The sequence below is a fragment of the Sphingomonas sp. IC4-52 genome (assembly GCF_020707225.1).
Taxonomy (GTDB): Bacteria; Pseudomonadota; Alphaproteobacteria; order Sphingomonadales; family Sphingomonadaceae; genus Sphingomonas.
The window spans coordinates 1-12,691 of the sequence record NZ_JAJFEU010000011.1 but is presented as its reverse complement, the minus strand read 5'-3'; the positions used below and the strand labels follow the sequence as shown (position 1 = coordinate 12,691).

10 protein-coding genes are annotated in these 12,691 nt (G+C 59.5%); 3 read left to right on the top strand and 7 right to left on the bottom strand.

Annotated features, from left to right (window positions below; genetic code table 11):
- Window positions 1-15 precede the first annotated feature (15 nt).
- Window positions 16-1,392 carry a DNA-methyltransferase gene (locus LK535_RS16515; protein ID WP_227773028.1) on the bottom strand — a complete coding sequence of 459 codons (1,377 nt, stop codon included), beginning with the start codon at window positions 1,390-1,392 and terminating at the stop codon, window positions 16-18.
- 122 nt (window positions 1,393-1,514) lie between these two features.
- On the opposite strand from LK535_RS16515, the gene LK535_RS16510 reads away from it, so the two are divergent.
- Window positions 1,515-2,075 carry a hypothetical protein gene (locus tag LK535_RS16510; RefSeq protein WP_227773027.1) on the top strand — a complete coding sequence of 187 codons (561 nt, stop codon included), beginning with the start codon at window positions 1,515-1,517 and terminating at the stop codon, window positions 2,073-2,075.
- Between the two features lie 26 nt (window positions 2,076-2,101).
- Entirely contained in the window at window positions 2,102-2,560 is a 459-nt protein-coding gene (locus LK535_RS16505; RefSeq protein WP_227773026.1) for a hypothetical protein, read from the top strand.
- Here the strand turns inward: LK535_RS16505 and LK535_RS16500 are convergent.
- From LK535_RS16500 to LK535_RS16475, 6 genes are all read right to left on the bottom strand, one after another.
- Complete coding sequence (locus LK535_RS16500; RefSeq protein WP_227773025.1) at window positions 2,557-2,925, bottom strand: winged helix-turn-helix domain-containing protein; 369 nt, start codon at window positions 2,923-2,925, stop codon at window positions 2,557-2,559. The two genes, LK535_RS16505 and LK535_RS16500, sit on opposite strands and share 4 nt — an antisense overlap.
- A gap of 13 nt (window positions 2,926-2,938) precedes the next feature.
- Window positions 2,939-4,795: a DUF262 domain-containing protein gene (locus LK535_RS16495; RefSeq protein WP_227773024.1), complete on the bottom strand. Its 1,857-nt coding sequence runs from the start codon at window positions 4,793-4,795 to the stop codon at window positions 2,939-2,941.
- Window positions 4,796-4,829: 34 nt separating this feature from the next.
- Complete coding sequence (locus LK535_RS16490; protein ID WP_227773023.1) at window positions 4,830-5,906, bottom strand: XRE family transcriptional regulator; 1,077 nt, start codon at window positions 5,904-5,906, stop codon at window positions 4,830-4,832.
- Window positions 5,907-5,911: 5 nt separating this feature from the next.
- A complete protein-coding gene (locus tag LK535_RS16485; RefSeq protein WP_227773022.1) occupies window positions 5,912-6,523 on the bottom strand; it encodes a hypothetical protein in 612 nt (203 codons plus the stop codon).
- A 73-nt stretch (window positions 6,524-6,596) separates the two neighbouring features.
- A complete protein-coding gene (locus tag LK535_RS16480; RefSeq protein WP_227773021.1) occupies window positions 6,597-11,540 on the bottom strand; it encodes a DEAD/DEAH box helicase in 4,944 nt (1,647 codons plus the stop codon).
- A gap of 116 nt (window positions 11,541-11,656) precedes the next feature.
- Window positions 11,657-11,851, bottom strand: a complete 195-nt coding sequence (locus tag LK535_RS16475) for a hypothetical protein (protein ID WP_227773020.1) — start codon at window positions 11,849-11,851, stop codon at window positions 11,657-11,659.
- A 213-nt stretch (window positions 11,852-12,064) separates the two neighbouring features.
- Between LK535_RS16475 and LK535_RS16470 the strand changes: the two genes are divergently transcribed.
- Window positions 12,065-12,679 (top strand): hypothetical protein, encoded by a 615-nt coding sequence (locus tag LK535_RS16470; RefSeq protein WP_227773019.1) that lies wholly within the window; start codon window positions 12,065-12,067, stop codon window positions 12,677-12,679.
- Window positions 12,680-12,691: the final 12 nt, after the last annotated feature.

Sequence of the window (12,691 nt, the reverse complement as noted above, 5' to 3'; positions counted from 1 at the left end):
TGGGTGCGGTGCGGATCAAGCAGCCGCGTGCCAGTTCTGGTCATCATCATGCGCGTGTTCAGCTTGCACCCGCTGCCGTGCAACTTCGAACAGCGTCTCCTCCATTTCGATTCCGATGCTCATGCGACCGGCACGAAGCGCAGCAACGCAGGTGCTTCCGCTGCCCATGAAACTGTCAAACACCACGTCGCCCTCATTGGAGTAGGTGCGCACCAGATACTCCAGCAAGGCCAGCGGCTTCTGGAAGACATGGTGGTGGCTTTCATCCTTGGGGCAATAGAGCGTGCTACGAGGATTGCCGGTCGTTCCTTCATATTCCAAGCCGGGGTTATGCTTCACGCCATGCAGATACTTGGTCTGCTTCGCGGCGCTGACCTTCTTCATGCCCGCCGTGGTCTGTCCGAGCGGATTATAGGTGTAGCGGCGTGCCGACCGGCTCTTCTGGATTGCCGTTCCAACGCTGAACACGAGGATGTCCTCATGCTGCTTCAGCGGGCGGTCGCGCACCAAGAGGTTGCCCGTCGCGCGATTCTTGATCCAGATGAGGCTCTGCTTGAAAAGGTCGAGTGCGCCACAAACAAGCTTGGACGAGAAAGGCTGGGAGCCGAAAAGGATGATCGTGCCGGTTGGCTTGATGATGCGGCGATACTCCGCCCACATTGCCTCCAGATCAATCGTGGGGTCGATTGCGAGGCCCGTGGTCGCATAAGGCGGATCGGCAAGGATGAGATCGACCGAGCCATCCGGCATCGACTTCATGATTTCGAAGCAATCCCCCCGGTGCAGCACGGGCGTGAACTTTTCGGTGGGAGCCGGGGCATCGGCCACACGCTGCCGCACGTCCGTGATCGCGTCGAGCGGCATTGCCCCGCGAGCACGCGCGCCGCGAGTGCTGCCGGTAGTGGCTTCGGCGACAATCGCATCGTCGGGCCGTTGCTTGCGACGAGGCGAACGAAGCCGCCAGCGAACAGGAGCGTCGGCAGCCTCAATCAGGTCGGGACACTCGGCGTCCAACTTGGCGAGACGCTTGTAGACCGTGCCGTAAGCAACCTGCCGTCCCTCGGAGGCCATCTCGGCGCGGATGGCATGCGCGCTCCGCCATTCGGTGCAGAGAGCGTCGAGGAACAGATCATCAGGGATGGCAGTGCGAGTGGTCGTGGTGCTGGCATGAGGCGGCGTGCTGGGATGCGGCACAGGCTCGATGCTGATCTCGTCCGCGTCGTTGGCTGCCTCGGGAAGGATTGCAGCGGGCTGGTTGACCAGCGCCCGCAGCCCTTCGAAAAGACGCTGATACTGACTTTCAGCCGAAAAGGCGCGGTCATTGGCGGCATCAAGCTGCGCAGTGATAACCGCGCCAAGCTGGGTGAGAATATCGTGGATCGGTTGGGTCATGCGTCACCTCGTCGTTTGGGGCGACCGACCAGATATCGCTCCTCGGGGTGATTCGTCTCCAGCCCTAACGTTTAGATGTGGTCGTTAACTTCACATTTAGTGGGCAAGTTCAAACCCTTCCGATGCAGGAAGAGCGCGAACGCGGCAGGATCATTGGGTTGAGACATCGGCGGCTTGCCACCGCCGAATGGGCGGCGAGCTTTGTTCCGTTGCTTGCGGAAGCGCGCCGAGAACTCCCGATTTACGCAGACACCGGAGAACCGTCTCATGACGCATACGCGCGGTGGCTCACTACAAACGGTGTTCTCACGCGACGAAAGAAAAAGACATGGCACTCGGAAACAGTGCGTCGCCTGTTCGACGTTCACATCGGTCTTATTGATGAGGCAGAACGCGAGTTCGAGATCGCGATGGCGATCGTGAGATTCAAAATGCGCTACGCTGATCCTGCTGCGCGGAAAGCCCTTGCGACCGAAGAAGAAACAGCGACGAATGAGCGGGCATCCGCCATTCGCGATGCACTGCGACTTTCTGCTGATTTGCGTGGGCATACCTATGAGGATCGACCTGTCCCAGATAGGCTCGATCCGAAATCGATCGTGCAAACGGGCCGCCCACAGCGGCGATCTGCACGTCAAGCGGCGGAAGCCGAGACCGCGAGGAAGCAGATTTCACTCCTCTGACGCGCGGCAAGCGCGATAAATATACCATGGAAAAGCAGGCGAAGAAATGGCGGCACTACGTGGTGCGCGATACGGGCGAATGCACCGTGGTGAGACCGGAAGGGGACCGGGAGCGCACCACATATCGACTTGGCATTGTTGAGACCGGGAGGAGCCGCGTATTCGCTGGCTATTTCGTCACCGTCACTGTGGATGCGGATGAGGAAATCACAGGTGAGGATGCGGGGTCACTGGTCGCGGCCCTGTGGCGGCTTGCCCGCAATGTTTCGGCGCGTGGTCTGCGCCTGCGCTGTGCCGGTATGAGCGGCCAGTGGCGTGAGAGCGGTCTCTCGCAAAACACAGGGTGGGGCTATTTCGGACGCCATCAACAGCCTATCCATATGATGGACCTCACGCCGGAAGGTGGTGGTCCTGACACAATCGACGAGATGATCCGCGAGGCGGTCGGGAGCATGAAAATCGGCCTCGCCGAGAAAGCGGCCTAATCGTCCCACTTCTCGTCGGGGAATAGCTCATCAAGCAGCGCAGAGGCGCCTTTCGACATTCTTTCCTGCTCGGCAACGTAGGCTCGACCCTTATCAGTAATGCGGAACTCTCCGCGATCAACGCGCTCGATCAGCCCGTCTCGGCAGAGCCGTCGCCGATCTTGAAGCGCATTCGAGATGATCTGATCGATCTTCGTCTCGTTCGGACGCTTGGCGGCTCGTTGCAGATCGGCAGGGACAAGCCGGATGCGCTGGCGCACCGAGTGATTGATCTCGGCAGTGGTCAGCGTGCCGCGACCGTGAAGGATCGTCAGGATCACGTCCTCGACATCCTCCTGCGTATTCGGTCGAAGTTCTCCCTTCACCAGCGTTGCCCCCCTATGCGGTTGCTGCCACTGCGGCGGGCCAGATTTGCCGCGCCGTCGAGAACAGTGCATTTGCGCGTGCCTGCATCCCGGCTTCGTCCCATGCCCCGGCGTGATCGCGCAGCAGGCGAGCATTGAGTTCGAGCTTGCTGTGGAGTTGCAGCCCGCTCCGCTTCGAAGCGGCGTCATCGGCAGCGATCCATGGGCCGTGGCTCAACTCCTTGTTCAGCGAACCGCTGATGAGAGTAAGGTTGCCGATCCCGTGCAGCCACCAGTTTCGATCCTCGCGCGTGGTGACGGTCTCATCGAGAGGCCAATGAGCTTCCCACGCCTGCGGCAGGATGTGCTCGATCTCCAACTCGTCGAAGTTGAATGACAGGACGGGTTCCGACTTGGTGCCCTCACGCTGATAGTGCTCCTCGATCGCGCGCAGGATCATGAGGACGCGGTTGCGACGAAGGTTGCCGTAGAACTTCTTGCGGCACCACTCGGCTTGGAAGGCTGCATCATCGGGCCATCGGTCGGAGCCCGTGGACTCGCCAAGCGCTTGAAGAATGGCTGGGGCGGCGGGCTGACCTTCTGGAACGGCGGCGACCCGATCGAGCAAGGTGATGGCGAGCGTGCCGTAGCCGCGCGTCTGATAGCCACAGACCACCCGGCGAACGAGGTAGCTTTCCAGCGCGACACCGGCAGCGTCGCGGTCGGCAGCGTCCGATCCGGCACGCCCCATGAGTTCGAGCAGCAGCGGGTGAAATACCACGATATCCATCACGCCGAGGCGACGAAGGAAGGTGTCGAACCGGCTATTGCCCATCGGGTTCTCGATCAGGCGGAAGCGCTTCGCGTCCTCTGCGATATCCGCCATCAGGGCTGCAACGTCGAGCTTCCCTTCCGGCGTGCGCGGCCCGCCTTCGCGCACGAATGAGAGAAAGCGATCATAGAGGTGCTTCGCCGGAATGGGCTGGCGGACGTGACGGGTGAGCCAGTTGCCGAGGAAGGTATCGACACGCGCGCGCGCCGCGTGTCCGGTCCCGGTAAGAGCCCGCCAGTGGTCGATGGCGCGATCAAACGGTTGCCAGAAGTCGAGGTAGAGCTTGTCGGTGGGAAGCCCTTGGCGGGTGCCTTCCCACAGCAGCCAGTTCTTGATCAGATCAGCGGGGAGCAGCGGCGTGCCGTGGGCGTTCAGCGTCTCGAAGATCGCCTGCGGTTCGTCGGTCGTGTCGAGGTCGAGCACGATCAGGCGCAGGTGGTCCTTGAGCGCGCTGGCGAGCGCCATGGCACGAGCACCGTGCGGCCCGACCATGAGCCAGCCCCGGAACTCGTCGCGAAAGTAGCGATACGCCTGTGCCATGCGGCTGTCGGGCAGCTTTGGCGCTTCGCTGACCGTGCTGTCCATCACGTCGCGGAATGCAGGTCGGTCCTCATTCGTGGGCCAAACCTGGTAGCGTTCCTCGTCGTCAGCGTAGGCGGGATTGCTGGTCAACGGCGCAATCTGGCGGGAGGCAATATCTACCGCACGGGTCGCATCCTCGTCACCTGCGACCGTGGACCGCAGTTCATCCAGCGCATGCTCCGCTGCCTTCAGCACCAGTTGCAGTGTTGTGAGGCGCTGCTGCCCGTCGATGACCTCTCGGCGCGGCAGGCTGAAAGTGGGGTTGAGGGTCTGGTCGAGAACTACCGTGCCGAGGAAGTGAGATGAGACCGGCTTGCCTTGTGCGTTCAGCACGCGCTCGGCAGCTTCCCGCACGTCATCCCACAGCGGTTGCCACTGGTCTTCCTTCTTCCAGACATAGGGCCGCTGGAAGAGGGGCACGGTGTAGCGCGTCTGTTGCGTGAAGACGTTCATTACCGAAATGTAGCTTGGCTGCATTCATACCCCCATTGAAGTTCTCGCCACCGGCGGATCAGATCACCAACCGCAGCCGAGGCTTTGAAGGGGCTTCTTCCGCCAGATCATACATCTTAACAAACTCGGGCTCATGCAGCGGCACGAGGCGACTTAACTCCGGCAGCGTAAATCCCAGATCATCCAGATGCGCCTTGATGATCGCGTTAAGGATGGTCGGTCGTTCGTGAGGAAAATCCAACTCGGGCGGCTCTTTCATCCGCCACCCTCGGCTGCTGATCTGCTGCCAAAGGTATCTGTTCTGATTGTCAGAAAGGTAGCCGAGCGCCTTTGCGCGCATCAACAATGCCTGCATCGCGACCCGCCATTCAGGTTTAAGAGCGGCCAGAAGCTCAAGCGTGATGCGCCGACCGGCGAATGCCTCGCGCATCTCACGCTCTGGCATGAGGAGAGCCGACGCGAAGGCGTTCGCCTCATCCTCCATTTCAGGCGTTGGAAAGCGATGCATCACGAGGTGTCCAAGCTCGTGAGCGAGGGTGAAGCGCATTCGGTCGGCAGGGTGGTTCCTGTTCAGCAACACCAATGGCGGCTGACCCGGCACCCTGAACGTCATGCCGCTAATGGATGCGCCGCTAAAGTCCGATGTTCCAACGATCACGCCGGAACGCTCGACGAGCGCCGTGAGGCTCTTGACCGGCCCAGACCGCACGCCCCAATGCGCCCTTACGACCCCAGCGATCCGTTCAGGAGAGCCATATTGCTCCACCTCCAGCGAGGGAAGCTCGCTCGTGGGAGCGTAATCGACCGCATCCAGAAAGCGCCGCACATGCATGACGCGGAGGTTCATCTCCGAAACCACCATGTCGAGATCGCGCGCCGAGATGTCCGCCTTCGCCCGCAACATGGGGTGAACGCTCACAGGCGGGCCATATACGGGGTCGCGGAGATTGAAGAACTCGCGCGGCAAGCTGTAAACCGACGCAGCCTTGTGCAGAAAGGCATCGTCGGGTTCCGCAGGCCCATTCTCAAAGCGTGACAGGACCGGCTGCGCGATGCCGATCCGCTCGGCAGCCGCCTTCTGCGTGAATCCCAATCGCTGCCGCGCCAAGCGCAGCATATCGCCAACGGTAGACATGATCGCTACTTCGCTTCGGGCTTGGTCTTGGGCTGGACCTTCGGCTTGATCAGATCGCTCGCGTCATCGGACTCATCGTGCGGACTGGTCGGAGCCAGCGGCGTAATCGCGCCCTCACCGGCGTCCGCAACGATTTCATACTCCCAAAGCAGACGATCGCCATCACGGGCGACAACCAGCACCCGCTCAACCTTGGTCCAGATCGCGTTCGGCTCCCAGATCAGTTCGATCTTGGCGGTTTCGGGCGGAAGGCCGGGAAGCGTCCGGTCAGCATCCATGAAGGCCATGGCAGCCTGCGTCGGGATATTGCAGCCGAGACCGTCATCCCCGGCCTTCTTGAACCGAGCAGCCACGCCACCGATGACGAACCTCGCGGTCTGCGCCTCGGTCTTCACGAAAACCTTTTCCTCCGCGCCGAGCACAGGGATGGCCCGACGCAGGATGGCGTCGAAGATGTCGTTCGAGTTCGTCCGCGAGTAGAGGTTGGGCGCGTGTCCCTTCGAGATGCGATACGCCTGCGTGTCTCGCCACTCGGCGAAGCCATCCATTACACAGGCGTGGATTTTGCCATGATAGGGCGTCAGCGCCTGACGGACGGCATCAATATCAGCGGCCACACGGACCTCCCCAGTTCAGTCTGCCAGACGCTACCTCTCTGATTTTGCAAAATCAACCCAAAATATACAGAACCTATGCAGTCGCGATTTGCGGCTGCTCTATGGGTGCCATGATGTCGAGAGCGGGGAGAGAGCGGACGATCTTGATGGTTTCCAAGCTCACGGTGATCATCCGCTGGAACAACAGTAGCGGGTAGGCTGGATCACCCACGGTCTCGATGGCGTAGCGGTTGGCGTCGTTGACGATGCCGCTGGCCTTGTCGGTCTTCACGCACTGGCGTTCCATCACCCATTCCAGTGCGGGCTTGCCGTTCACCACATACTCGTAGGCGTCGAGTGGTATGCCCGTCATGGTGATATTGGCGTTGTAGATTACCGTGGTCTTGTCGAGCTTGGGGCGCTTGCCCGCGAACTTCATCTGCTCGACCCGATAGAAGGCTTCGGGATTGTCGATGTGCGCGAGGCGCAAGTCGCCCTGCGCGATCGCCACCGGATAGGGCTCTACGCTTTCATAGCCGACGTGGAGGTTGCCCAGCTTCCGCCCTGCCTCCACGAAGGCGCGAAAGTTCTCGATGCCTTTCACTGCCGGGATACGTGGCAACTCCTTCGAAAGGTTGTCAGCGTAGCGGTCGCGGTAATCTGGCGAATGAAGTATGCCATAGACGTAGTAGAACAGGTCGTCCTTCGATATATCGTGCGAGTCATATGATCTTTGAAAATATGAAATCGCCTCATCGGTGATGGCGTCACGGCGCGCGCCTTCGCCGTGCTCTTGGCCGTCCTGAACGAATAGACCTCCTTGGTCTGCGTTTGCAGGACCGGCCTCCTCGTAAAGATAACGGGGGAAGCACTGACTTCCATCGATATCCACCATGTGCAAGCTCGGCACACATTCCACCATAAGGGTGCTGAAAGCCACCTTCTCACCGCCAGCCGACACGCAGACAACTCGGTTTACTCCACCAGCGAATGGGAATATTCGCGGCATCTGGTAAACCATTTCATTCAATGCTCTGCTATAGTAGAGCCATTGCCTTGTGAAAGGCCTATATTGGCTTATCGTCGGGCATGAAACGTCGAATGTAAGATATTTGGACTTAACCAAAGAGTCCTTCAAAGACCGTGTCCAACTAATCTTGCTCGTGTCTGTTTCTATGAATCCGTCCACCTCCGCCCCTCGAACTTTGCGCAAGCTCGGATCAATCGTTTCATTGAAGCGACGCAACTCTGAATCATAGGCTTCCAACATTGATCGCATATTGGACTCCAGAGCATTTCTGCTTGGATTGTAGGCCCATGCATCGCGATTGGTCACCACGCCAAGGCTGAAGTTGGCGAATATCTTTGGCTCACCTCCCCTCTTATCACCCAAGGCGACAAGTTTATCAAAAGATGAGTCTCGCTGGTTTAGCCAATCACCATGTTCATCGGGCGTAATAACGTCCCATCCGTCCTTGCGATCTATAGCAGAGAGGCTGCCATATCCCTGTATGATAGCGAGTTTTTCCTCACGGTTTAAATAGGCCCCGACATCGTGAAATCGGATTTCGCCATTTTTCTGGCTGTCGGGATTTTTCACTAAAACAGTAATAGCGATAGGAGCACCACTGCCCGCTCCAAATATTTGCCCGCCTTCCTGTTTGGCTCGCTCTCCGGCTGTCTGTTTCCCTCGTCGACCCCGGAGGTGGAAAATGCTTATTTGAGAAAACTCTTCTGAAAGGCAGCGGCGCAATCCATTCGCGAAACGTCCATCCGCAAAACCCGCATTGGTGACGAACGCTATTACGCCCGAATCGCCAACGCGATCGCTCGCCCATCTGATTGCTCGAACGTAGCTGTTATACAGCCCCTTTGCGAGAGTTGCTTCAGAGCGAGCGGCGTAGCTGGTTCTTATTTTCTCATCGAGCTTGGGATAGACGATGTTTTCAGCGTTATCATTCTCGCTCTTCTGTCCTTCAGAATAAGGGGGGTTGCCAAAAATCACTCGAATATCGAGCGACTTTTGGCGGGTGCGGCGGTTGCTATTGTCAGCCATCAGATCGTTGATGAGATCACGATCTTGCTCATAAAGCTGGAAGGTGTCGGTCAAACAAATGCCCTCGAACGGCTGATATTCTCCGCCGGACATCGTATGGTAGACCGCCTCGATGTTGATAGCGGCAATGTAATAGGCAAGCAGCACGATCTCGTTGGCGTGGATTTCATGCTGGTATTTGTGTGCGAGTTCTTCCGGCGCGATCAGCCCGGACTGGAGCAGGCGCGTAATGAAAGTTCCGGTGCCGGTGAACGGATCAAGAATGTGGACACCCTTGCTGCCGAGCGTCTGCCCGAACTCGGTCTTGAGCACCTCGTTCACCGAGTGAATGATAAAATCCACAACCTCGACCGGCGTGTAGACGATGCCAAGCCGATCGGTTGTGCGTTTGAACGCTTTGAGAAAGAACTTTTCATAGAGTTCGACGACGATCTTCTGCTTGCCCGCCGCGTTGTCGATCCCAGCAGCGCGCAAACGCACGCTGGCGTAGAAGCGCTCAAGTGACTCGGCTTCCTTGCCGAGATTTTGCTCGTCGAGCGCGGTGAGAACCTCCTCCATGGCGACCGAGACGGGGTTGTTTTTGGTGAAGCTGTAGCCCTCGAACAGCGCCTCGAAGACCGGTCGGGTGATGAGGTGCTGTGCCAGCATCTCTATCGCATCATTCTCGCTGATGCTCTCGTTCAGGTCGTCCCTGATTTCGGCAAGGAAGCGCTCGAACGCCGCGCGCTCGGTCGATCCCGGCTGCTGCACGATCGCCGTGATGCGGGTGATATGGGTCTGGGCAATCTTGGCGATATCGCCTGCCCAGTCTTCCCAATAGTCGCGCCTTCCGCACTTCTTGACGATCTTGGCGCGGATCGCGGTGGTGAACTCGTCGAGCGTGAAGGCGAGTTGGTCCTCACCGCCTGTGGGCTCGCTGCTTCCATCGCGGTCGCCATTATCGGTCAATCCGCCGCCCTGACCGATGCCGATGCCGCCAGCCTTCTTCTTGGCCTTGGTCGGCAGCTTGTCGGAAACCGCGATGACCTCAATCTGGCCGCTGACATCGACACCCAAATCCATCTTGTTGATGGTGGCATCGAAGCGTTCGTCATGCGCCCGCAGGGCGTTCAGAATCTGCCAGACTACCTTGTATTTCTCATTGTTGTTGAGCGCCTCCTCGGGCGCGACCCCTGCGGGGATGCCGACCGGCAGGATAACGTAGCCCATCTTTTTACCGGGGGCGCGGCGCATGACGCGACCGACCGACTGGACCACATCGATCTGCGACTTGCGAGGATGGAGGAACATGATCGCATCGAGCGCGGGCACGTCCACACCTTCCGAAAGGCAGCGCGCGTTCGACAGGATGCGGCAGCTATGATCCTCGTGCTCGGCCTTCAGCCATTCAAGTTCACGGGTGCGCGTTTTCGCATTGAAGGTGCCATCGACATGGTGGACCTCACAGCCGAGGGGCGGCTCCTCATCACCGCTGGCGGCAGACGCGAGATATTCCTCCACGACAGCGGAGAACTCGTCACGCACCAGCTTGGAGGAAGCAATGTCCTTACAGAAGGCGAGCGCGCGGCGCATATGCCCGGTGTCGGTCGCCACGTCGGCGGCGAGATCGGCCTTGGTGAGGGCCTTGTAGCATCCGACGATCTTGGTCGCGTCGTCGAGCTTGAGGGCATTGTCCTCGTCCTTGAGGCGGTTTTGGATCGAGGTGCTGACCATCGCCTCATCGACGGCGAGGACAATCACCTTGTAGTCGGTGAGAAGGTCATTCTGGACCGCCCATCCGAAGCCGCGCTGGAACAGTGTCTCCCCGTAGAGCGCGGGGTCGTCCATGGAGCATAGCTCGGCGGAGACCTCCTTGGCCTTCGACCGGACGGCGTCGCCGAAGATGCGCGGCGTCGCGGTCATGTAGAGGCGTTTCTTGCCTGCGATAAAATCCTGATTGTGGATGCGGACGAAGTTGCTCTCGTCCTCACCTTCCAGCGTCGCGCCGGTGGTGCGATGCGCCTCGTCGCAGATGATGAGATCGAACTCGGGGAAGCCGTGCTGCTTCTGGGCGTTCGAAATCACCTGAATCGACTGATAGGTGCTGAAGACCACCGTCATCTCGTCCGGGGTGGGTGCCTTTGCCTTGCTGGCGAGCTTCGCCGGATCAGTGGTGGCGGGGTGCGCGAGATCGTGAACGTCGATATCACCGATATCGTCGTTGCCCTTGTTGCGCTTGCCCACCTGCGCGTCGGAGCAGACCGCGAAGGCCCGAAGCGGTGTGGTGGTGTCGAGCGACCACTCCCGCACCGTCTGGCTCATCAGGGCGAGCGATGGCACGAGGAACAGGACGAACTTACCGGGACCAGCGAGGTCTTCGGCGATCTTGAGGCCCGTGAACGTCTTCCCGGTGCCGCAGGCCATAATGAGCTTGCCGCGATCCGCTTCCGACAGCCCCGCACGCACTGCTTCCAGCGCCTCGCGCTGGTGCTGGCGCACCTCCTTCTTGGGCGCGAGCACGATCTGGTCGTCGGCCAGATAGGTGCGCCAGTCGATCGGGCTCTGTTCGAGCCGCTCCATGCTGATCCGAGTGGTCGAGATATTCTGGCCGTCGAGGGCGTCTTCGGCGTTCTTGCTCCACGCTACCTCGGTCGTGTCGATGATCAGGCGGCGCGTGAAGGGGGCTTTGCCTGACGCGGTGAAGAACGAATCAATCTCGGACTTCTGGATGTGGTGGTCGGCGCGATAGAACTTGCACTGAACCGCGCAGAAGCCGCCATCTTCCCGCAGCTTCGCTACAAGGTCGATGCCTGTGTCGGTCTGCTTCCACCCAGCGGTTTCAGCCCACTCGCGGAAGGTCCACGCATCCTCATATTGCTGCGCCATCTCGGGATCATGCTTGAGGAACTCGACGCACAAGCGCTCGAAATACGTGCCCTTCTCGCGCTCGGACTTGGCACCCGAGCGATAGCGTTCCAGCAGATCACGAATAGCAGAAGACACAGAAAACCCCGCCCCAACAACACTATGGCGGGTGATAGCGAATGAGCAGCGCGCTGTCAGCGACGATGAGAGTGGCTGCTCCGGTTATCCCCGCTGGGGGAAGTGATCGGATCGGGTCAGAACTCCGGTGAGCCGAGCCGCTTCAAAACCCGGACCCGCTCCTCCGCCTCTGCCGCCATCTGCGCCAACCTTTGTTCTGCCAGCGCCCATCGCAACGAACGGGTAGCTGGATCAGCAGCACGCGCCGGGTCGCTGGGGCTCATCAGCTTGAAGATGGAGAGGCTGCGCTCGTCGTCGTGATAGTTGTCCATGCAGTATTTAGACGTGGGAGCGGTCGATTTTTGTCAAAAGGCGGGTTGAGGGCGTCGGAAAAATAGGGGACGATTTGTTCGCGCGGGAGAGCCGAGAGGTTCTGATGGGCTAATGTGTCGTGGGCTGGTCTCATCTGCCTTCCCCATGAGCAGCGGAGCCGGGTGGGGAAACCGGCCGCGCGCAATCGAGGCCGAACGGTCGAAGGGGGAGCAATGACCTACGCCGTCGTAGTCGACTGGTATGGGCCTTACGGCAGCGTGAAGGAAGCTAACGCAGCGATCCGTGAATGGGGCTTCGGCGAAGTTCTCTATATGGCGGCAGGGACAGTTGGGCGTCAGTCAGTGCCCAAGCTCCAGTATGTCGGCATCACCAAGGGGTTCGAACGTCGCATGAACACCCGGCACAAAGTTCGCACGACGATTGCCGATGAAGGATTGTCGATCTACATCGGCGAAGTTTCCTCCCAAGCGGTATCAGGACGAAAAGCCAGCCACCATCATAAGGGCTTCACCATCCCGGTGAACCTTGCGGAGTCCGCGCTTGCCTTCTTCCTGCAACTACCATTGAACTCGGATAAGCGCTGCTCACGACCACGCGATTCCGTGGTTCTGCTCAATCGCTGGTGGAAGACTGACATCGATACGCGCAGTCGTCGTCGCCCTCATCCAGATTGGCCGGATTTCATCGAGTATGATGAGGTTTCGGACACCGGCTCGGTCGTTTGGCACGGCGGTAGGCGCAAGCACTTCAGCACCAGTCTGATCGACGAGACATGCGCTCGCGCTTCAAAGGAACTACGCGACGCAAGAGATCGAGCATCGGCATGAATCTTCCCTCTG

Bases quoted from the DNA above. Each gene is read 5' to 3' on its own strand.
- LK535_RS16475 (WP_227773020.1), bottom strand. From the start codon at position 11,851: ATGGACAACTATCACGACGACGAGCGCAGCCTCTCCATCTTCAAGCTG.
- LK535_RS16515 (WP_227773028.1), bottom strand. From the start codon at position 1,392: ATGACCCAACCGATCCACGATATTCTCACCCAGCTTGGCGCGGTTATC.
- LK535_RS16510 (WP_227773027.1), top strand. From the start codon at position 1,515: ATGCAGGAAGAGCGCGAACGCGGCAGGATCATTGGGTTGAGACATCGG.
- LK535_RS16505 (WP_227773026.1), top strand. From the start codon at position 2,102: ATGGAAAAGCAGGCGAAGAAATGGCGGCACTACGTGGTGCGCGATACG.
- LK535_RS16470 (WP_227773019.1), top strand. From the start codon at position 12,065: ATGACCTACGCCGTCGTAGTCGACTGGTATGGGCCTTACGGCAGCGTG.
- LK535_RS16495 (WP_227773024.1), bottom strand. From the start codon at position 4,795: ATGCAGCCAAGCTACATTTCGGTAATGAACGTCTTCACGCAACAGACG.
- LK535_RS16490 (WP_227773023.1), bottom strand. From the start codon at position 5,906: ATGTCTACCGTTGGCGATATGCTGCGCTTGGCGCGGCAGCGATTGGGA.